This is a genomic window from Arthrobacter sp. E70, from assembly GCF_058266945.1.
Genome location: NZ_JBYQFR010000007.1, coordinates 15867 through 35892 on the forward strand (window position 1 = coordinate 15867; position 20026 = coordinate 35892).

Annotated in this window: 17 protein-coding genes and 2 pseudogenes; 7 read left to right on the forward strand and 12 right to left on the reverse strand. The window is 63.9% G+C overall.

Annotated elements, in window-relative coordinates; translation table 11 throughout:
• The first annotated feature begins 23 nt into the window (after positions 1-23).
• Positions 24-1091 (forward strand): NAD/NADP octopine/nopaline dehydrogenase family protein, encoded by a 1068-nt coding sequence (locus AC3IMC_RS10185; RefSeq protein WP_490918421.1) that lies wholly within the window; start codon positions 24-26, stop codon positions 1089-1091.
• Between the two features lie 201 nt (positions 1092-1292).
• Here the strand turns inward: AC3IMC_RS10185 and AC3IMC_RS10190 are convergent.
• Positions 1293-1734 (reverse strand): annotated as a pseudogene (locus AC3IMC_RS10190) (IS30 family transposase); the annotation flags it as partial.
• Between the two features lie 251 nt (positions 1735-1985).
• On the opposite strand from AC3IMC_RS10190, the gene AC3IMC_RS10195 reads away from it, so the two are divergent.
• Entirely contained in the window at positions 1986-2219 is a 234-nt protein-coding gene (locus tag AC3IMC_RS10195; protein ID WP_490918687.1) for a hypothetical protein, read from the forward strand.
• On the opposite strand, the pseudogene AC3IMC_RS10200 reads toward AC3IMC_RS10195, so the two are convergent.
• The 4 genes and pseudogenes from AC3IMC_RS10200 to AC3IMC_RS10215 form a co-directional block, all read right to left on the reverse strand.
• Positions 2153-2722, reverse strand: a pseudogene (locus tag AC3IMC_RS10200) (RES domain-containing protein); the annotation flags it as partial. The gene AC3IMC_RS10195 and the pseudogene AC3IMC_RS10200 overlap by 67 nt on opposite strands.
• Positions 2723-2725: 3 nt before the next feature.
• Entirely contained in the window at positions 2726-3118 is a 393-nt protein-coding gene (locus AC3IMC_RS10205) for a hypothetical protein (protein WP_243541680.1), read from the reverse strand.
• Between the two features lie 156 nt (positions 3119-3274).
• Positions 3275-5359 (reverse strand): hypothetical protein, encoded by a 2085-nt coding sequence (locus AC3IMC_RS10210; RefSeq protein ID WP_490918422.1) that lies wholly within the window; start codon positions 5357-5359, stop codon positions 3275-3277.
• Between the two features lie 775 nt (positions 5360-6134).
• Positions 6135-6701, reverse strand: a complete 567-nt coding sequence (locus AC3IMC_RS10215) for a recombinase family protein (protein WP_490918423.1) — start codon at positions 6699-6701, stop codon at positions 6135-6137.
• Positions 6702-6897: 196 nt separating this feature from the next.
• On the opposite strand from AC3IMC_RS10215, the gene AC3IMC_RS10220 reads away from it, so the two are divergent.
• The gene (locus AC3IMC_RS10220; protein ID WP_490918425.1) at positions 6898-7200 is read left to right on the forward strand and encodes a DUF4193 domain-containing protein; all 303 of its coding nucleotides are present in this window, start codon (positions 6898-6900) and stop codon (positions 7198-7200) included.
• A gap of 157 nt (positions 7201-7357) precedes the next feature.
• On the forward strand, positions 7358-8296 hold the full coding sequence (locus tag AC3IMC_RS10225; RefSeq protein WP_490918427.1) for an NAD(P)-dependent oxidoreductase: 939 nt from the start codon (positions 7358-7360) through the stop codon (positions 8294-8296).
• 1 nt (position 8297) lies between these two features.
• On the opposite strand, the gene AC3IMC_RS10230 is transcribed toward AC3IMC_RS10225, so the two are convergent.
• Positions 8298-9404: a GTP pyrophosphokinase gene (locus tag AC3IMC_RS10230; protein ID WP_473694478.1), complete on the reverse strand. Its 1107-nt coding sequence runs from the start codon at positions 9402-9404 to the stop codon at positions 8298-8300.
• Between the two features lie 35 nt (positions 9405-9439).
• The gene (locus AC3IMC_RS10235) at positions 9440-10486 is read right to left on the reverse strand and encodes a LacI family DNA-binding transcriptional regulator (RefSeq protein ID WP_490918429.1); all 1047 of its coding nucleotides are present in this window, start codon (positions 10484-10486) and stop codon (positions 9440-9442) included.
• Positions 10487-10646: 160 nt separating this feature from the next.
• On the opposite strand from AC3IMC_RS10235, the gene uriH reads away from it, so the two are divergent.
• Genes uriH through AC3IMC_RS10250 form a run of 3 tightly spaced genes read left to right on the forward strand, consistent with a single transcriptional unit; the run spans position 10647 to position 14089 of the window.
• Positions 10647-11708 (forward strand): uridine-preferring nucleoside hydrolase UriH, encoded by a 1062-nt coding sequence (uriH, locus tag AC3IMC_RS10240; RefSeq protein ID WP_490918431.1) that lies wholly within the window; start codon positions 10647-10649, stop codon positions 11706-11708.
• The gene (gene uriT, locus AC3IMC_RS10245) at positions 11709-13139 is read left to right on the forward strand and encodes a uridine transporter UriT (protein ID WP_490918433.1); all 1431 of its coding nucleotides are present in this window, start codon (positions 11709-11711) and stop codon (positions 13137-13139) included.
• Positions 13136-14089 carry a ribokinase gene (locus AC3IMC_RS10250; RefSeq protein WP_490918435.1) on the forward strand — a complete coding sequence of 318 codons (954 nt, stop codon included), beginning with the start codon at positions 13136-13138 and terminating at the stop codon, positions 14087-14089. Before uriT ends, AC3IMC_RS10250 begins: the two co-directional genes overlap by 4 nt.
• A gap of 29 nt (positions 14090-14118) precedes the next feature.
• Here AC3IMC_RS10250 and AC3IMC_RS10255 read toward each other — a convergent pair whose 3' ends face one another.
• The 5 genes from AC3IMC_RS10255 to AC3IMC_RS10275 form a co-directional block, all read right to left on the reverse strand.
• A complete protein-coding gene (locus AC3IMC_RS10255) occupies positions 14119-15201 on the reverse strand; it encodes a LacI family DNA-binding transcriptional regulator (RefSeq protein ID WP_490918437.1) in 1083 nt (360 codons plus the stop codon).
• Between the two features lie 37 nt (positions 15202-15238).
• Positions 15239-16144 (reverse strand): carbohydrate ABC transporter permease, encoded by a 906-nt coding sequence (locus AC3IMC_RS10260; protein ID WP_490918439.1) that lies wholly within the window; start codon positions 16142-16144, stop codon positions 15239-15241.
• Positions 16141-17022 (reverse strand): carbohydrate ABC transporter permease, encoded by an 882-nt coding sequence (locus AC3IMC_RS10265; RefSeq protein ID WP_490918688.1) that lies wholly within the window; start codon positions 17020-17022, stop codon positions 16141-16143. Before AC3IMC_RS10265 ends, AC3IMC_RS10260 begins: the two co-directional genes overlap by 4 nt.
• A gap of 42 nt (positions 17023-17064) precedes the next feature.
• On the reverse strand, positions 17065-18399 hold the full coding sequence (locus tag AC3IMC_RS10270; protein WP_490918440.1) for an ABC transporter substrate-binding protein: 1335 nt from the start codon (positions 18397-18399) through the stop codon (positions 17065-17067).
• A gap of 64 nt (positions 18400-18463) precedes the next feature.
• Complete coding sequence (locus AC3IMC_RS10275; protein ID WP_490918441.1) at positions 18464-19915, reverse strand: family 43 glycosylhydrolase; 1452 nt, start codon at positions 19913-19915, stop codon at positions 18464-18466.
• Positions 19916-20026: the final 111 nt, after the last annotated feature.

A 20026-nucleotide genomic window follows, 5' to 3' on the forward strand; every position in this document is an offset into this window, starting at 1 on the left:
CAAACGGAATGGGGGAGTAGCCCGTGCTGTCTGTTATCGGCGACGCCCAGGCGATAGCCCACGCAATCTATGCCTCATCCAGCTCAGGTGAGGCTGTGGGGATAAGTACCCCCTCACTCACACATGATGGACCGAAAATACTTGACTACACAGGCGTATCAGGAACGGTTCGGCTTCAACTTGGAATACCTGACGACACGGATCTCTTTGTTATCGTTTCCGAGCATGCCTCGCTTAAAAAAGTGCTGCATAACTTCCGAGAGAAAATCGCGGGGAAACGCGTGTTGTTGGCGCCTGGAGGATTCGCAGGTGTCCTGCGCGTTGAGGCGTGGTTCAGAGAGTGGGAACTCCCCGTCCCGCAGATCGCAGAAGTTACCGGCTTTATAGCTGGAGGCCGACGCTCTCCGGATGGACAGAGTTTTCGGCTAGGAGCGGTTAAAGGAGACCTGCCTTTTGCTTCTTTTGATGATGACCTGACGCGCAAAATGCTGCGCGACTACGTTGCCTATTTTCCGAATATCGAAGCAAGTGACCTTATTACGACATCCTTGTCCAATACCAACCACATGATTCACCCCGGACTGGTTGTGCTTAACGCGGCGCGCATCGAGAATGGGGAGCCATTTCTTTTCTACAGACAGGGCGTGTCCGAAGGCGCCGGGAAGTTCCTCCAGGGGTTGGATGACGAACGAGTTGAGATTGCAAAGGCTCTCGGCGCAACTAGGCTAGGTCTTCGTGAGTGGATGTTGCGCTTCTACGGTGGACAGGGCATGCACGGGACCACGATCGCCGAGTGTCTAACGAATTTTCCGTCCTTTGCTAAGACACAGTCCCCGCCGTCCTTGAACTACCGATACTTCCGGGATGACGTTTGGCTCGGTGCCGCACAGTACCTGGCACTAGCACTCAGGTTGGGTACTCCGAGTGAAAACCTTCAAACCCTCGTTCAGGCCACCGCATGCCTTGCCGGCGACTCCACGGGTAAAATTGATGACGAAGCTAGGCAACTTTTTCAGAGCTTCCTAGAAGCCAAGGGTATTCTGCCAACAGCAGACCGTTCAACCCCCGTAGCCATCGGTCGAGCTTCCTAACAGAGGCAGATTCTCACGCGACTGGATGCTGCCGGATAAGGCTAAAGTTCATGCATGGGCCGCCACTTGAACAGTCGGGCATGATTATCGCAGGCAATGAAATTTGCCTGCTGAGGAGCTGTCAGCGATGGTCGAAAAGTGACCCATTTCGCTGGCGGCGGAATCACAGTTGCAACAATATGGTTCTACCGCGGATGAAGACAGTCTAGCCAGACGTTCTAGAGGACTCTGCCAGCCTAGGATCTCGCGTGGGCGGCGGTTGAGTGAGCTCAGCAGCAACCTTGAAAAGATGTTCTGAGCTGTGGACACTCAAGTCTGTGCCTTTCGGGAAGTACTGCCGGAGCAGGCCGTTGGTGTTCTCGTTCGAACCTCGCTGCCAGGGACTGGCGGGGTCGCAGAAGTAGATGGGAATGAGTGTGCGCCGGGTGAAATCTTGATGGCAGGCCATTTCAGTGCCCTAGTCCCACGTCAAGGAACGCCGGAGATGGGCGGGAAGTGAACCCATTGTGGCTGCCAGCCGGTCGCGGAGATTTTCTGCACCGCGGTTGCCCGCCAGATGCACGAGGACAATAAAACGGGTTGTCCGCTCGACTAAGGTGCCAATGGCAGACCGGCCACCTTTTCCAATGATTAAATCCCCCTCCTTACGGTGTTGTTGTGGTGATTTCGGAGCTGTCGTAGTGTTTCGATCACCCTCGGGTGGCGGGTATGACTCGACCGCTGATTGAGAATTACGACATTGATCGTTGGGTAAGGACGTGTCGGCAGAGTTATCGACAGGGCTAACCGAAATTGGAGCTGATCGAAGGGGACTGAATATGCCGGCTTACTGGGCAGGAATCGACTCGGGCAAAAGAGACTCATCATTGTGTAGTGATCGATCAGACAGGTGCGGTGCTGTTCTCGAAACGGGTCGAGAACGACGAAAATGCACTGCTCGATCTCATAGCCACGGTCGCGGAGATCTCGGCCGGTCGTGCAGCTTCATGGTGGACGTCGACTATCTGGGTTCGGCCAAGTTTGGGGCTGACTGGGGGATCCCCGGGCCGCTCAAAAACGGCCCACAAGCGAAGGTCATCGCCGTGCCGGGAGGCGAAGGTAACCCCGTCGACCGCTGTTGTTTCGTAGAGCCATGCTGCGATGGCCTGGGTCAGCTGCCGAGGTCTGGCATCCTTCAACGCCGCGGTATCAAAGTCAGCCAGCCCGAGACTCAAAGCCGTGGCGATGAAATGCGGATACAGGGCGGCCACGGTTTGCGAGGCGGTGACGGCGCAGTAACCCCCGGAGAGCTCGGCGCGGGTCGCGGCGCGTGCCTCCAGCCATTCACGCGGAACTTCGCCTGGTGGGATGGTCGGGTACAGCACCTGGTCTTCGGCGTCATCGACGATTTCGTCCAGTTCCGCGGCGAGCCGGGCATCGCGCCGGAAACCGGCCAGGACCTCCAGGAGGCATGCTTTCAGGCTGGAGCCGGCGTAGACAGTGCGGAAGTTGCCGTGCAGGTCGTCCCAACGGCCGGGGAAGCGGCCGTCCGTGGCCCATTCCCAGCCGCTCCACGCCCAGGGTTCGGGGCGGAACCCGATGCGCCATACAGTGCCGGCCGCCGGAATGATGGCTAGTTCGTTCTGCTCCATCCGTCAGCCGGCGGCCGCGAAGGCCCGGGCAGCGGCAAGGACAGATTGTGCGGCTTCGTCGATAAGGCCTTCACGCAGCAGCCTCGCCGGCGGTACGTCGTCCAGCTGCGGGTTCATGCCCTGGAACCAGGCCTGAACCACGGTCCGGGAGTCGCGCTCGGCCAGCAACGCCGCGACATGATACGCGTGCCGCAGCCGGGTCATGACTTCTGCGGAGGGCTTCCGCTCACCGTCGGCCCACTGGCGTACGGCGCGGGTTTCTTTCACCGAGCCGATGTAGGCGACCAGTTTCGCTCCCAGGATGTCCCTGAGGTCGCGGACCAGCTCGGCCTCGGGCAACCTGATGGAATCCTGGTGGGCTTTCAGACCTCCGCGAGCTCCTGCAACTGCTGTCATGTCTCCATGCTGCCACGGATGACACATTGTTTCAACGGTTAGAACGCACAACAAATCACACCCGCAATAACAGGTGACCGAACGCCGATAATGGAGATTCTGTAAAGCTAGCGAGGTTCCACTTCAGGAAGCCGTAAGGTGACTGACTGCACTGCCTCAGCCACTGGATGAGCGTAGCTCTTCTCGATCCTCGCTCGGCGCTGAATCGAGAGAGACCTTTTGCAACTCTTTGGATTCGATTCGGGCAGCTAGCCGTCGTTCAGCCGGCGCGAGCCACTGGGTCACAGTGCCTTGCCCGAGCGAGTCGAGAATGGCTAGAACTGCAGCAACCACAGCTGCAACACCTATGGCCCATCCAAGCCAGTCCGGCATGTCCTTGAGCCAGGGAGGATCTATAAGTTTGAGGGCGACCAACGCTATCAAGGGACCCGAGATACACCAGAGAATGACCTTAGTCAGGAGCTTGGCGCGTCCTTCGGCATGCTTTTTGAGAGCCGCCCGGCGCCCGGACTCCATCCTGCGCCGGTTCTCTAGTTCTATCTCGAGGGATTCATTGGTTTCCTTTTGCTTCTGAAGTTCGCCAGCGAGACGATCGACTTCTTCACTGGTCTTCATCCAGGCTGCGGCGGCATTATCGGCTGACGTCGTAGCGAGTGCTTCACTACTTTGACGAGCTCGGAGCTGTTCCAGGACCGGCTCCTTAATCTCGCTGCGGATGCGTTCGAGCACCGCGAGCGGCGATTCAGAGGTCATTTCTGCGTCGATGCCGAGCGTTTCCTCCATGAGAGCGTTGCGCCCAACTGAGGTGGAGCGAAGGACGATGGCATCGTCAGCACTGACACCGCCTCTCCCTTCCAAAACTCCTACTTCATCGACGTAACGCGACCATAGGTGCGCGTCTGGCTGCATACCGGCGTATGCGGCAGCAAGGACCATCTGTCGAGGAAGATCTGTCGCGACTGCCGGGCTACGGGCCCAGAGGATGCCAGCCAAAGCGGAGTCTGTCATTGCTAGCGGCCAGTCGTGACGTTCGTCTTCCAAAAGTTGAACGGCTCGGACCAATTCAGCGTTATCCGTCAGCAGCACGGCCCCGCAACGATCAAGGGTTCCGCGAGAGCTTCCCTTTCGAAGGCGATGGATGGCGGAGAGGCTCTCGACGTCATATCGGCGAGTATTTTCAGATTTGTAATGGACTACGTCCTGAAGAGACTTTTCAAGCTTTTCTTCATCTAAGCCGTATTGACGGTAGTTGTCCGGCTTTGTGAGCGTCTCTATGCCGATGGCTTTGATGGCATCAGGTACAGATTGACGAGCTAGGACGATGTCGGCCGCGTTCCAACCTTGTTCCTGAAAGTGAAGATCAATCCGACGCGCCTCCCGTCGTCCGGCGCTGCGCGAGTAGTTTTCGGCGCTTTGGAGGACTCCGTCCAGTTCCCTCAGAGAGTGCTCGAAGACTTTCAACGAAGCTCCCTGAGCCTGCGCGAGTTCGATCAACTGACTTGTTGCGCGCATAGAGGCTGCGCCGGAATAGCCAAGCAGGTCAATCAGCACTGGCGTATCGAGGTATATCGAAAGGGAGCCGAGGGAGTTCCGGAAGGAAGACGTGTCCAGCATGACGACCGCCGCCAGGATGGCTCCCTTTGCGGATTCCTCGATGTACGAAAACCCCACATCATCTCGTTCATGGAGGTGAGCAACAAAGCGCGCGATCACATACTCAAAACCCGGAGTTTGATGATCAAGCAGCGGCTTGGCGATACCCCTCCCTTTGACCGAGCTAGCTATCAGGGGAACCGCATGACGTTCCAGATACTTGCCAAGCTCCTCGGCCACAGGGGCGGCCAATATGTCTCGATGTTCCGGGAATTCGGAGTTCACGAATTTGACAAAACGATCCTCGAGTTCTCGCTGCTGGCGGAGGTACTTATCTCGCAGGCCTCGAACGGCAGGGGCAGTTTTAAGTCCCAGTTTCGTGAGAACGTACCCAGTTTCGTCACCATCGATATGCTTGGTGTGTTTTGCTCGTTTGAGAATCTTTCCGACTACTAGGTCTGGGATACGAATGCCGAAACTCTCGCTTATTTCGGAGGCGACAGCCTCGCGAGTTAGTGGCTTCGGTTCATTTTCGGCAAGAACACCAAGAACAAAGCCTCGGAAGTTGTCAACGTAACTCGGTGCTTCAGCATTGTAGTTGGCTCTAAGAACGGCAAAACCGACTAGTGCACTCGAGTATTCACCCATGCCATCCCCCTTGCGGCGTCAGATTCTGACACCCGCCACTCATTACTTGGCGCTCCCGCCAAACTTATCCAATCCTAATCCCGACAGTTCTCGTCGCCCTATAAACGCGCCTATGGGGCAAGGGGAGGGACAAACCAGGCCAGGATCGTCTGTGCCCGGGTAGCAGGCCTGAATTCTGAGCTTGGAAAGGTCCGTCTGCGTCTTGCCAGATGGATGACGTGTTCCATCGCGCGGGCGCTATACGTGCCTCCCTGACCACAGTAAAACTTGAGCACTGTTCCGGCAGTCCCTTGGTCCTTTCCTAGCCTTAGCAAAACGCCGATACCGGGCGTTTTATAAGGCCGGCGATCTGAGGAATACCCCTGCATTCGGACAGCAGCGGCGCCGGCACGTCTTGTGTCGGTCGTAGCGGGATCATGACTTGATTTGAGAATTTATGTCTTAGGTCCTGCACATGGGGGAGGGGTTCGCGGGCCTGAGCCTGAAGCAGTTAGAGTCGAGCCGCGGCTGGAGGAGTTTGCCGCTCTTCGTGCACTGAACCAGCCAGCTAGAGCGGAATTGCATTATGCCCTGTGGAGGCCGGCAAAGACCGGGGACTTCACTCTGTCCAGCCGGAGCGCCAGAAAATGCCGAAACCCCGGCCAAATAGCGGGTGGCCGAAGTCCCGGCAACCCTGCAGGGTGAAACTTGGGGTTGGCCGGGAGCGCCTGCCTTAACGTCCGGCGCCCCATAAGTGGGCGCAGGTCAACGCTGTGCCCCAGGGTAGTGGACGGGGTCATTCCTGTGTGGCGTGGCGGATGTACTGGTAGACCGTTTCCCTGCTGATGCCGTAATCGCGGGCGAGAACGACCTTCGGAATGCCATTGCCGGCGCGCTCCACCAGCTCGGCGGCGCGCTCGGGTGTCAGGGTCTTCTTTCTGCCTTTGTAGGCGCCGCGTTGCTGGGCCACGGCGATGCCTTCGCGTTGCCGTTCCCGAATCAAGGAACGCTCGAATTCGGCGAAGGCACCCATGACGGAGAGCATGAGGTTGGCCATAGGGGAGTCTTCGCCGGTGAATACGAGCTGTTCTTTGAGGAACTCCACCCGCACTCCGCGCTTGGTGAGTCCCTGCACCAGGGCGCGCAAGTCATCGAGGTTTCGGGCGAGCCGGTCCATGCTGTGAACGACGACAGCGTCGCCCTCCCGGACGAACCTGAGCATCTCGGTCAGCTGCGGCCGCGCGGTGTCCCTGCCGGAAGCCTTGTCGGTGAAAACCCGGTCAAGGGCAAGCCCCTCGAGCTGGCGCTGCTCGTTCTGGTCAAGGGTGCTGACCCGCACGTAGCCGATACGCTGACCATTCACGGCAGGCTCCAAACTGTGGGCGTGTGAGAACGAGTGTCAGGCCTACCCGCGGACACGTCAAGACCCGCCCGAAGCGGGAACAGGCCCGCCCCGGGGGAAGGGTGGCTGGATTCTTGGACGGGAATACCGTCAGGGTGGTGTAGGTTGCTCTCTGGTCAGGAAACACCCGCCGAATAACTGAAATGAGGACCACCGAGTGGCAGCCGATTACGACGAAGTCCGTTCCGACGTCAAGGAATCCCAGGACAGCTCCCTGGAGGCTCTGAAATCCGCCAGCGCTCCGGATGCCCGCAGCGTCGTCACCGAACTCGACGAAGCCGACGCCCTCGATGAAGGGCTGACTCCCGGCGGGGAAATCGTCTCCGAGGAACTCATCGTCCAAGTGATCCCGCAAGGTGCGGACGAGTTCACCTGCTCATCCTGCTTTCTCGTCCGCCACCGGTCACAGCTCGCACGCGAAGCCAATGGCCAGTCGTACTGCATCGAGTGCGAAGGCTAAATTTATGGGAGCCTGACCCGGGCGGCGGCAGTCCGGTGAGAAGACCGAATGATGCATCCGATGCAATACGCAGCCATCAGCTTTACATAAGGCCAAATATCGGCTTTCTAGAGCCGGGTCTGGCAAGCTGAGTCGAAATTTGGTGCGGCGGGCCAACGTGAATGCGGTACACCGTCGCCGTTCCCGTCGCGCAAGGTCTGACATCTATAGGGAGAAGCTCATGACAACCACTGTGGCCGTCCTGGGAACCGGGATAATGGGCGCCGGCATGGCGCGCAACCTCGCCAACGCGGACTTCGATGTGCGGGTCTGGAACCGCAACAGGGACCGGGCCGAGCCGCTGGCAGATGCAGGGGCCACGATTGCAGGCTCTGCCGCCCAGGCCGTCCAAGGGGCGGATGTTGTCCTGACCATGCTCTTCGACGAGAACGCGGTCACAGAGGTCATGGGGGAGGCGTTGCCCGCCATGCCGAAAGGATCAGTATGGGTGCAGAGCGGGACACTCGGCCTGGAGGCAACGGAGCGGCTCGCCGCCCAGGCAGCTGCTGCCGGCATCGAGTTCGTCGACGCGCCCGTCATGGGCACCAAGCAGCCCGCGGAGGAGGGCAAGCTCATCATTTTTGCGGCCGGGCCAGGCCGGGTACGCGCCGCTCTTGAACCGGTCTTCGAGGCCATCGCTGCACGCACCGTCTGGGTAGGTGAGCGCCCGGGCGACGGGCACCGGCTCAAGCTGGTGGCGAACGCCTGGGTGGTCTCCCTCGTCGCGGCCGCAGCGCAGTCCATCGACCTCGCCGCACGCCTCGGCCTGGACCCCCAGCTCTTCCTGGACACCATCGCCGGCGGTGCCTCGGACAGCCAGTACGCGCAGACGAAGGGCCGGGCCATGCTCGGCGGCAACCTCGCCGCCAGCTTCCCCCTCGAAGGTGCCGCGAAGGACACCCAGCTCATCCTCGAAGCGATGGAGCAGTCCGGAGCCCGCCCGGACCTCATGCAGGCAGTCTCGGGACTGTATGCCGATGCGCTCGCTGCCGGGCACGGCGGGGACGACCTCGCCGCCGTCGTGGCGGCGTTCCGCCGCGGCCACGAAGCGGGGTAGCCTACTTCTTCGTCAGCCGGTACCGCTCGATCTGCCGCAGCCGCCGCAGGAGGCTGTCGCGCCGCGGGTGCGGGACGGCGTCGGCCGGTTCGGCGGTGAGGTCGATGTGCTTGGTGCCGTACTGCCACAGCAGCAGGTCATCCATCAGCCGGTCCGGGCCGGGGGAGTAGCGGTGGTCCAGGGCTTTGCGAACCTCTGTGATGCGGTTGGCGCTGAGCAAACCGGCCAGCTGTACCGTCTGGTTGAGCCCGTGGGCGGCCAGGAGTTCGGCGGCCCAGCCCCAGTCGTCGTCCACCTTGCGGTCCACGTGCGGGAGCAGTGTGCGCCACACGTCCCGGATCCGGTTCGGCGTGAGAGGGGCCGCGCCCTCACCCTCCGTATCCCAGAAGCTTCGCACTTCCTCGTACCGTTCGTGCAGGTCCGCGAACGCTGACTCCACCGTCTCCAGCATTGCCGCGGTGGCAGTGAACTGCCGGTCGAAGTGCGGCGTCCAGGCCCTGGGGTCCTCGGCCTTGAAGCGGATGTCGTGCTCAATTTCGCTCCACGCGTGGGCGAAGATGGTGCGGATCTGGCACTCGAAAAAGTAGCTGCCGTTGGGCTGCAGGTCCGGGTTAAAGACCTGCTGGTACTCCTTCACGGCCTCGTTCTGGATGGTCCGCAGGATCAGGTGCCGGCTCGAGTACCCGTACGTGCCGGACTCGATGGACCCAATGTCCTTCTCCCGGTCGCCGCGGCAGTCGAACAGCTGCCGCTGGCGCTTGATGATGTTGGCCACCGCGGCATTCTCCGCCGGCAGCTTGGTGATCACGCGGATGCCCACCATGTCATTGAGCGTCCGGAACGGATCCGGGAACTTCAGCAGCCGCGGCCCGCCCGGCTCCAGCGGCTCCTCGGTGCGGGAAATCTTCTCCTTGAAAGATTCCACCGTCTTGGTCCGTCCGGTGACGAACAGCGGCGTCACCTCGGTGTCCTTGAGCATGTCGCGCAGGACCAGCAGGACATCCCGGGTAACCAGCTTCAGGGCAGGCCGGACGCGCTCGTAGATCTCCACGTTGTGCTGCACCGACTCGCGCAGCGTCGCATCCAGACTTTCCCAGTTACTCGGCATGATCCCAGCTTACGGCGGGGGTCCGACAGGAGGCCTTACGTTTCGGCCGCCACCGTGGATCCGCGCACCACCAGCGAGCTCTCCAAGGTCAATTCTTCCTGCGCCAGTGCCTGCCCCTCCATCAGCCGGCGCAGCTGCTCCCCGGCCTTCAGTCCCAGCAGCTCTGCGGGCAGGTGCACGCTGGTCAGGCCCGGGCTGCTGGTGGCCGAGTAGGGCAGGTCATCAAAGCCCGCCACGGCCAGCTCCTCGGGAATGCGGAGCCCCTCCACGCGCGCTTCCTGCAGCACACCGTAGGCATGGGTGTCGGTGGCGCAGACGACGGCGGTCACCCCCGCGCGCTGCCAGTCCGGCCAGGCGTCGGCGAAGGCAGCCGCGGCAGCACCGACGTCGATGGTGGTGGCGGGGACGTGTCCGGGGTCCACGGCCATGCCGCGCTCGGCGGCCTCCGCCAGGAAGGCCTCCCGGCGGATGGTGAAGGTCTCCGTTCCCGTGATGCTGTCCAGATACGCCACGCGGCTGTGCCCGGCGTCGGCCAGGTGCGCTGCCAGCTCCCGCGCCCCGTGCGCAACGTCCAGGTTCACCGCCGGCGCGTACTTCTCCAGGCCCGGGGCGTCCAGCAGGACCAGCGGCCCGGCCACGGAGAGGTCGGCCAGAAAGCCGGCGTTCGGCGCGTCCACCAGCAGCCCTGCCGGCCGCAGGGACATGAGCTTGCGCACGTCGTCGGCCTTGGGGAACTCGCCGGAATCCGTGACGGACAGCAACAGCTGGTAGTCCGGGCCCAGCGACTCCCGCACGCCGCCGATCACCTTGGCGAAGAACGGGTTGGAAATGTCCGGCGCCACCAGGATGACAATGGAACTCACCCCGCGGGCCAGCGAACTGCCGATGCCGTCCACCACGTAGCCGAGCTCGGCGATGGCCTCCCGCACCCGGGAGATGTTGTCCTCGGACACCCGGCCCGCGGTCTTGCCGTTGGCCACCAGGGACACCGTGGCCACCGAAACGCCTGCCCGGGCCGCCACCATGGCCGCGGTGATCCGGCGGGGCCGGGCCCGCTGCTGCACCTGTTCCCCGGAATCCATACTTCGATCCTAGTCGCCCCGCGGCTGTCCAGGAGCGGCAGTGCATCAAGCGTTTGACGTGCAGCAACGCCAGGAGCGCGTTAAGCGTTTGACGTAGAGCACAAAACCCTGCCATGATCGCTTCCGGAATACTGAACCCCTGCCGCCCGGGCAGGCCCCAATGACGTGGAGAACCATCGTGGAACCAAATCCGCAGCCGCCAAAAAGCCAAGAGCCCCGGAAGATCATCCTGGACTGCGACCCCGGCCACGACGACGCCGTGGCCCTCCTGCTCGCGCACGGCAACCCCGACATCGAACTGCTGGCCGTCACCACCGTGGTGGGCAACCAGACCCTCGAAAAAGTCACCCGCAACGCCGTGGCCGTCGGCACCATCGCCGGCATCACCGGTGTCCCCTTTGCCGCCGGTTGCCAGCGCCCCCTGGTCCGCAGCATCGAAACCGCGCCGGACATCCACGGCGACAGCGGCATGGACGGCCCCGAACTCCCGCCGTCGAAAATCACGCTGGACCCGCGCCACGCCGTCGACCTCATCATCGACACCGTCATGGCCCACGAACCCGGCACCGTCACGCTCGTCCCCACCGCCGGCCTCACCAACATCGCCATGGCCGCCCGCAAGGAACCGCGCATCGTGGAACGCGTCAAGGAAGTCGTCCTCATGGGCGGCGGCTACCACGTGGGCAACTGGAGCGCCGTGGCCGAATTCAACATCATCATCGACCCCGAGGCCGCGCACATCGTCTTCAACGAGAAGTGGCCCGTGGTCATGGTCGGACTGGACCTCACCCACCAGGCGCTGGCCACCCCTGACGTCGTGGAGAGGATCGCCTCCATCGGCACCACGCCGGCTAAGTTCGTCACCGAGCTGATGGATTTCTTCGCCCACACGTACAAGGACGCCCAGGGCTTCGACTTCCCGCCCGTCCACGACCCCTGCGCCGTCGCCTACGTCATCGACCCCAGCATTGTCAGCACCCGCAAGGTCCCCGTGAACATTGAACTGCAGGGCACACTGACCCTCGGCATGACCGTGGCCGACTTCCGCGCCCCGGCGCCGGCCGACTGCCACACCAGCGTGGCGGTGGACCTGGACCACGCACGGTTCTGGAACCTGGTCACGGACGCGCTGGTCCGCATCGGTGAGCCGGGAACCCAAGGCAGCGCGGCCGACGTCGTACGCCCCGAAAGTGCCCAGCTCACCGCCGGAGGGGTCAAGTAAATGACGACCGCAACCATGGCTGAAACCAAGACCGGCCGCGGCAACATCGCCGCCCTCATGACTGCCCTGCTGGCGGCCTGCGTGGCGTTCCAGCTCAACGCCTCCATGCTCAGCCCCGCCCTGGTGACCATGGGCGAGGAACTCAACACCGACCAGGCCGTCATCGGCCTTTCCCAGACCTGGTTCTTCACGGCCGCCGCCCTGTTCTCCCTGTTCCTGCCCCGGCTGAGCGACATCGTGGGCCGCAAGAAGGTCCTGGTCGGCATGATGGTGCTGATGGCGGCCGGCTCCGTCATCGCGGCCGTCGCCCCGGACGTCACGTGGCTGTTCGTGGGCCGCATCATCCAGGGCGTCAGCGGCCCCACCGTCCCGCTCTGCCTGATCATGCTGCGTTCCGCGGTCAGCAGCCCCCGCAAGTACGGGACCCTGATGGGCCTGATCACGGCTGTCAACGGCGGCGTGGCCGGCGTGGACTCCTTCGTGGGCGGCTACTTCGCCGAGCACTTCGGCTTCCGCAGCATCTTCTGGCTGATGGTGGTGCTGGCCGCCGCGGCGACCGCCCTCATCATGTTCCTCGCCGCCGAAAGCAGGCCAGCCGCCGGAACCCGCATGGACTGGCTGGGCGTGTTCTTCATCGTGGTGGCCGTCGGCGCGCTGCTGACCGCCCTGAACGAGGCCGCCAAGCTCGTTGCAGGATTTAACCCAGGCGTGCTGCTGCTCAGCCTGGCGCTGGTACTGGTGTCCGCAGTGGCCTTCTTCGCCTTCTGGCGGACCGAACAGCGCGCCGCCCAGCCGATGGTGGAGACCGTGCACCTGCGCCAGCGCTCCACCTGGGCGCCGCTGCTGACCACCACCCTCACCATGACCGGCATTTTCGCCGTGATCAACGGCATCGTCCCCGCCTACGTCCAGGCCGCCGTTCCCGGGTTCGGCGTGGGCCCCACCGAGATGTCGCTGGTCATCCTCACCCCGTACGCCCTGCTTGGCTGGGTGGTGGGCCCGCTGAGCGGCAAGCTGGCGCCCGTCCTCGGCTACACCAAGGTGCTGCGCATCGGCCTGCTGGGCAGCATCGCCGCACTCGCCGTGATCGCGTTCCTGGGCCTGGACAGCCTGCCGATGATGATCGCCGGCACGGTCTTGCTGGGCATCATGTACGCCGGTACGGTCAACATCATGCTCAACGGACTCGGCGTTGTCCTCTCGCCCGCCGGCAACCCCGGCTTCCTGCCCGGCATGAACGCCGGCGCCTTCAACCTCGGCGCGGGCCTGAGCTTCCTCATCCTGCCCGCCGTGCTGGTGGCGACGGCGGCACTCGGCGATGCCAGGGCCTCCTACCTCACCGTCGTACTCGTCGGGCTCGCCCTGACCGTCGCTGCGTTCGCGGCCTCGCTGCTGATCCCCAAGCCGGTTGAGGCTGAGGTAGCCCCATGAGCGCCGCCACTGCCGGCGCCGGCCGGATCGTCGTCGTCGGCTCCCTGAACGCCGACCTGACCATCTACTGCGAACGCCTCCCGCATCCGGGCGAGACGGTGCACGGCAACGGGTTCGCCGTGAACCCCGGCGGCAAGAGCGCCAACCAGGCCGTGGCTGCGGGCCGGCTGGGCGGGCACGTCAGCCTGGTGGGCGCCGTAGGCGACGACCCCAACGGCGACATGCTGCTGACCTCCGTGGCCGGCGCGGGCGTGGACGTGGGGCATGTGCGCACGTCCATCGAGCCCACGGGTGTTGCCGTGATCGCCGTCGATGCCAGCGGGGAGAACAACATCATCATCTCCGCCGGCGCCAACGGGACGCTGTCCCCGGCCGATGTGGCCGAGGCGGCGGACGTCCTGGAGGCCGCCGCCGTGGTGAGCCTCTGCCTGGAGGTCGGCATGGAGACGGTGCTGGCGGCGGCGCAGGCAGGGCACGACGCCGGCGCGCAGGTTTTGCTGAATCTCTCGCCGTACGCGGAGATCCCCGACGCCCTGGCCGGCTTGGCGGATGTCCTGCTGGTGAACGCCCACGAGGCCGCGCTGTTCCTGGATTCTACGGTTCCGGGGGCGGACGCGCCCGCCGACGACTGGGATGCCGTACGCGAGCGGTTCGCCGGGCGCGGGATCCAGCAGGTGTTGGTCACCCTGGGTTCGAAGGGTTCCGTGGTGCTGGACTCGGTTGAACGGCTCGTCACCTTCGTCCAGCCCACGCAGGTGCACGCGGTGGACACCACCGGCGCGGGAGATGCCTTCACCGGAGCGGTGGCCGTCCGGCTGGCCGCAGGCGATGCGCTCGCCGATGCCGCCGCGTTCGCTTCCGTGGCCGCGGCGCTGGCGACCACCCGCAAAGGCACCCAGGCGGCATACCCGGAAGCGGCCGACGTCGAACGCCACCTCCGCACGTCCTAGCCAACGCACTCGATGAGCGGGAGCCAGGGCTAAGCGTGCGTGCGCACCTGCACTGAGGCGCGCTCCACCGGCGGGCAGTGGATGCGGGCCGGCCCGTCGGTGGCAGCATCGATGCCCAGGAGCATCCGTACCCCCGCGGCGCCGAGCTCATAGTGCGGCAACGCCACCGTGGACAGCGGCGGGCGGAGGTGCGCGGCGATGACCTCCTGGTTGTCGAAGCCCACCACCGCCATGTCGCCCGGGATGGACAGACCCTGTTCGCGCAGGCCGTCGTACAGGCCCATCGCCATCCGGTCGTTGTAGCAGTACACGGCGGAGGCTCCCCGCTTGAGCAGCGCGGCTGTCGCCAGGTAGCCGCCCTCCTGGTCCGGGTACGCCTCCATCACCAGGTCCGGATCGAACGGGATGCCCGCATTCTCCAGCGCCTCCCGGTACCCCTGCAGCCGCCCGTCCTTGGCCGGGGCCGGAATGGTGGCGTTGATGAAGGCGATCCGTCGGTGGCCGTGGGCCAGCAGGATCTCCGTGGCAGAGCGGCCGCCCTGGACTTCGTCCGGGACCACCGCGCGTGCCCCCTGCTCGCTGGAGAAGCAGTTCACGAGGACAAAGTCCGCTTCCCGCAGCGGCGCGGGGACATCGGCCTGGCGGTGGAACCAGGTGGAGTAGAGGATGCCGCGCACCTTGTACTCCAGCATCATGCTGATGGCGTCCCGCTCCAGCTCGCTGTTCCCCTCGGTGTTGGCGATCAGGAGCGCGTAGCCATGCTTCCACGCTTCATCCTGGGCGCCGTGGATGATCTGCCCGGCGAAAGGGGTGGTGGCGACGCCGTCGGCCACCAGCCCAATGAACTTCGAGGTTCCGCTGACCAGTGTCTTCGCCATGGCGTTGGGCCGGTAGCCCAGCGCCCGGATGGCGTCCTTGACCCGCTGCCGGGTTTCCTCGGCGATCCGCGCGTCCTTCTTCTTGTTGACCACCAGGGACACGGTGGCGGTGGAAACTCCGGCGGCTTCCGCCACCTCGCGGAGGGTGACAGGGTGTGCCCGCTCCGGCGCTTTCGGCGAGGGGCTGCCCGGCCCGGCCGCGGACTTATCCGCGGCATTCTCCTTTGAACTCATCTGCCCTCCTTCAGGAGTATATCCAGCGGCCGGCCTGTCATCCCTTGGTCGCCCCGCTTTCAAGGCCCTGGATCATGGCCTTGTTGAGCACCAGGAACACCAGCAGCAGCGGGGTGATGGTCACGCAGACGGCGGCGAACGTGGCCGTCCAGTCCACCTTGCCCATGGCGCCGATGTAGTTCTGCAGGCCCAAGGGAATGGTCTTCAGCTCCTCTGAGAGGACGAACGTGTTGGCGAAGATGAAGTCGTTCCAGATGAAGATGCTGTTGACCAGCACCACTGTGACAACGGTGTTCAGGGACAGCGGCAGCGTGATCAGCCCGAAGATCCGGTACGGTCCCGCGCCGTCCAGCGACGCGGCCTCGTACGTTTCCTTGGGAATGTATTCGTAGAACGAGGAGAACAGGTAGACGGACATCGGCAGCGAGAACCCGGCCAGCGGGATGATCATTGACTGGTAGGTGTCCAGCAGGTCCACCTTCGAGTAGTCGATGAACAGTGGGACAAGGGCGATCTGGACCGGCACGATAATGCCGATCAGGAACAGCCCGCGGACCAGTTTGCTGAACCGGAACCCCAGCACCTGGATGGCGTAGGCGGCCATCATGCCCAGCAGGACGATGAGGACGTTGGCGCCCATGGTCACCACGAAGCTGTTGAGGATGTTCTGTCCCAGGTTGCCGGTCTCAAACGCCCTGGCGTAGTTCTCCCACGTGAGCGAACTGGGCAGGGCGAACGGGTCCCCGGTGGCGAAGTCGTGCTCGCTGCGCAGGCTGGTGAGGAACAGCCATGCGAGCGGGTACACCTGCACGATCACGATCAGCATGACCAGCACACGGGAGAGGGTGCGGAACAGGTCCGGTCGGCGCTTGCGGCGCTGCGGGGCAGGCCTGGAAGGTACGACGGCGGGCGGCCGGGTGGGCGGGGCTGCCTGGATGGTCATGCGTCTGCCTTCCGCTTAAGCAGGAACAGGATGAGGCCGACGGCCACGAGGCACTCGATCACGATGAACACCGAAATGGTGCTCGCGTACCCGAAGTCCGTGCTGGTGAAGGCCGTCTTGTACATGTAGGTGGTGAGCAGTTCGGAGGACTGGCCCGGGCCGCCGTTGGTCATCAGGTAGGGGATGTCGAAGCCCCGCAGGCCGTAGGTGGTGGCCATGATGGTGGTGGTGATCCAGACCGGGCGGATGTAGGGAAAGCGGATCTTGGTGAACAGGGTCCACCGGGAGGCGCCGTCCAGCACCGCCGCCTCCTCCAGTTCCCTGGGCACCGCGAGCAGCGCCGCGTAGATGATGAGCATGTAGAGCCCGGTGAAGCGCCAGCCCTCAGGCGCCGAGACGGCGGCCAGCACCGTGTTCACGTCCGAAAGCCAGGGGCGTTCCAGGCTGCCCAGGCCAACCCAGGCGAACAGCTGGTTGAGCAGGCCCACCGGTTCCAGCGAGTAGATCCGCACGAACAGGAAGGCGATGGCCACCGTGGAGATCACCGCAGGCAGCAGGTAGAGGGTCTTGACCAGTTCCCGGCCGCGGCGGAGCGAGGTGAGGAGGCTGGCCACCACCAGGGCGCCGCCGAGCTGCAGGACCAGGCAGATGGCGAGGTAGACCAGGGCGTTCGCGAAGGCCCGCCAGAAGATGTCGTCACCGGTGAACATCCGGGCATAGTTCGCCAGGCCGACGAATTCCATATCGCTGATGCCGTTCCAGGAGAAGAAGCTCAGGAACAGGGACTGGAGGATGGGGAACAGGACCGCTGCGCCGTAGAGCAGCAGCGGCGGGAGCAGGAAGACCAGGACGGAGGTCCTCGATCTGTTGGGAAGCATGCGGGTGGGTTGCATGGCGTGCCTTTACGTGAAGGACCGGGCTTACTTGAAGAACTTCGGGGCGTTCTGGGCGATGGTGTTGTCCATCGTGTCGGTGAACTGCTGGGGCGTGATCTCGCCCTGCACCAAGAGGACCAGCTCCTGCTGCAGCCGGGTGTTGGTGGTCGGATCCAGCTGGGTGTCCCATGGCATGGCCTGCTTGGAGCCGAGGTCCTTGGCCTGGTCCAGGGCCTTCCGGTACAGGGGAGTGGCGTTGGCAGGGACGGTGGTCTCGACGTCGGTGGTGGGGGAGAGAGCGCCGGTGGCCGCGTATTCAGCGGGGTACTTCGCCAGGGCGAACTTCAGGAAGTCGCTGACCAGCGGATCGTACGTCTTGGCGTTCACGGCCATGCCGATGCCCGACGGCGAGACGAACTCGTTCGCCGCCGTCACCGATCCGGCGGTGGTGGGCAGGGTGAAGAAGTCGACGTCGTTGCGGACGGCGGGGTTCAGCTTGTCGGTGGCCAAGCTGGACAGCTCCCACGTGCCGATGTTGTACATGGCCGCCTGGCCGGACGTGAACTGGTTCTGCGCGTCGGAGTAGCCCTGGGCGGAGAAGCCGTCCTGGAAGCACTTGGCCTTGCCCAGTTCCGCCATCCAGTTGACCGTCTTCTGCCCGGCGGCGTCCGCGAACTTGGCCTCGCCCTTCTTCAGTTTCTGCACAAACTCCGGGCCGGCCGCGCGGAAGGGCTGGTAGGCGACGTACCTCTCCAGTGGCCACTGGTCCTGTCCGTCGATGGCGATGGGGGTGATGCCTGCGCTGCGCAGTGCGGTGCACATGGCCGGGATGTCGTCGAGCGACTTCGGGACTGGCACGCCGGCCTTGGCGAACAGGGCCTTGTTGTACCAGATGTATTCCAGCTCGTACTGGAACGGGATCATGTAGAGGGAACCGTCGTCGAACCGCTGGTAGTCCAGGGCGCCGGGGCGGTATTTGTCGTAGATGCCCAGCGTCTTCAGGAGCTTTTCGGCGTCGAGCATCTTGCCCTGTTTGGCCAGCTGCTGCGCGAAGGGCGTTGCGTCCGTGTCGAACAGTTCGGGCAGCTTGTTGGCCGCCGCCAAAGTCTCAAGCTTCTGGATGTAGGACGGCCGGTCCGGGGTGGTGATCAGGTTCAGTGCGAAGCCAGGGTGGTCCTTGCCGTAGTCGTCCGCGAGCTTCTTCATGATGTTGATGACGGCGCCGTCGGCGGGGCGCGACAGCAGCCAGGAGATCTCCCGGGGCTTGATGTCGCCGGTGGGGGCCACGTTGGAGGAGTTGGTGGAGCCTCCGCTCCCGCAGCCGGTGAGGGCGAGGGCGGTAACAGCTGCGACGGCGGCAGCGCGGAACAGGTTTTTCATTGCGGCAATCTCCTTTGATTGGAGCGGATCTTTTTCGGACGGGTCGGGTGGAACGGAGGGGTATTCAGTTGTCGGTGCGCTTGCGTACTTCGAAATCGGTGAGGGTCACGGATCCTTCGCCGGCGAAGACGCCTATTCCGCCGGTGGGAAGGTCATAGATCCGGGTGCTGAGGGCCACCTGGCGGTCCACGACGGCGACGCACAGGTCCCCGTCCACCACCACTTCCAGGGTGTGCCGGCCGGGTGGGAGGTGGCAGGGGCGTTCGAGTTCGACGGCGAACGGGACGTCGCCGGATACGTGCCACTGCGCGTTGCCGGTGACGGCCCGGGGCCAGCGGTCGAAGACCAGGCGCCCGCGTTTCGGTTCGAGGCGGAGGATGTAGGAGTGGTCGCCGTCCGGGGTGGAGCGGAGCAGGATCCCGCACTCGGTGGTGCCGGGCGCAATGTCCAGTACTGCCCTGGCATAGAACTGGGTGGGCATGTCGTTTTCCGGGACGACGGCGGCGTACCCGTCCGGGACGTCCAGCCGGAGGGGCAGCCTGCCGGAGAGGGGCCGGTCCTCAACCTGCAGGGGCACCCCGTCCCAGAAGCTGTCCACCAGCTCGTCAGGAAAGCCGAATGCCAGCGTCCCGTCGGCGTTCTGCCGCGCCTCCAAAACGGCCATGGTGCCCGCCCACTGCCAGGCGCCGTCGTCGGAATTCCCTTCCTTGCTGGCGATCCAGCCGAAGAAGAACCGGCGGCCGTCCCGCTCCGCGGTTTTTGCGGCGTAGAAGGCGCGCCCATCGATGCTGTCCAGGGCAGGGACCGTCCACGGGCCGGTGGGACTCTTGGCCATGCGGTACCGGGTGGTGAAGGTTTCGGAGAATTCGGAATAGACCATGTACCACCAGCCGCCCCACTGGAAGACATCCGGGCATTCATGGGTGATGTAGCGGCGGGGATCCCAGAAGGGGTCCGTGTGCGTCCACGCCATGAGATCGGTGGAGACGCACTGGGCGATGACGCCGCGGCGCCTTTCCGGACCTTCCGAATGCCGGGCAGCCAGGAGCATGCGCCACAGGCCGGCCTCCTCGTCGCGGAAGACGAAGGGGTCCCGCCAGTCGGCTGACTCGTATCCGTCCGGGGCGCCGAAGGTGAGTTCCGGGTGTTTGGTCCAGCTGCCCATGCCATCCGTGCTGGTGGCGTGCATGACCAGTTGCAGCGGCAGTCCGTCCGCACCCAGGTTGGCGGGGTTTTGGCCGGTGTAGAAGAGGTGGTGGATGCCGGACTCGTCGGTGACGATGCTGCCGGTGTAGCAGTTGAAGTCCGGATCCTCAGTGGTCCCGTGGGGAAGGGCCACGCCGTGGTCCTGGAACTGGATGAGGTCCTTGGTGGTGACCAGGTTCCATGCGGTGCCCGGTTTGGGCTCGCCGCGGACCTCGTGGAGATAGAAGAGCTGGAACTCTCCGTCTTTCTGGAAGGGGATCAGGTCGCCAACCCAGGCATCGGCGGGCTGGAAGAAGACTGGATAGCTCATCGGCGGTGATGTCTCTCTGCTAAAGCGTTTGATCACCATGAAGGTAGCGCGGAAAAGCGCGGTGATCAAGCGTTTTAGCAAAGATGTTTTTTCATTTGCGGCCGGTAGGTG

Coding starts and splice junctions, on each gene's coding strand:
- AC3IMC_RS10255 (WP_490918437.1), bottom strand. CDS start 15,201: ATGAGTTCAAAGGAGAATGCCGCGGATAAGTCCGCGGCCGGGCCGGGC.
- AC3IMC_RS10250 (WP_490918435.1), top strand. CDS start 13,136: ATGAGCGCCGCCACTGCCGGCGCCGGCCGGATCGTCGTCGTCGGCTCC.
- AC3IMC_RS10235 (WP_490918429.1), bottom strand. CDS start 10,486: ATGGATTCCGGGGAACAGGTGCAGCAGCGGGCCCGGCCCCGCCGGATC.
- uriT (WP_490918433.1), top strand. CDS start 11,709: ATGACGACCGCAACCATGGCTGAAACCAAGACCGGCCGCGGCAACATC.
- AC3IMC_RS10265 (WP_490918688.1), bottom strand. CDS start 17,022: ATGCTTCCCAACAGATCGAGGACCTCCGTCCTGGTCTTCCTGCTCCCG.
- AC3IMC_RS10205 (WP_243541680.1), bottom strand. CDS start 3,118: ATGACAGCAGTTGCAGGAGCTCGCGGAGGTCTGAAAGCCCACCAGGAT.
- AC3IMC_RS10270 (WP_490918440.1), bottom strand. CDS start 18,399: ATGAAAAACCTGTTCCGCGCTGCCGCCGTCGCAGCTGTTACCGCCCTC.
- uriH (WP_490918431.1), top strand. CDS start 10,647: ATGACGTGGAGAACCATCGTGGAACCAAATCCGCAGCCGCCAAAAAGC.
- AC3IMC_RS10210 (WP_490918422.1), bottom strand. CDS start 5,359: ATGGGTGAATACTCGAGTGCACTAGTCGGTTTTGCCGTTCTTAGAGCC.
- AC3IMC_RS10275 (WP_490918441.1), bottom strand. CDS start 19,915: ATGAGCTATCCAGTCTTCTTCCAGCCCGCCGATGCCTGGGTTGGCGAC.
- AC3IMC_RS10230 (WP_473694478.1), bottom strand. CDS start 9,404: ATGCCGAGTAACTGGGAAAGTCTGGATGCGACGCTGCGCGAGTCGGTG.
- AC3IMC_RS10260 (WP_490918439.1), bottom strand. CDS start 16,144: ATGACCATCCAGGCAGCCCCGCCCACCCGGCCGCCCGCCGTCGTACCT.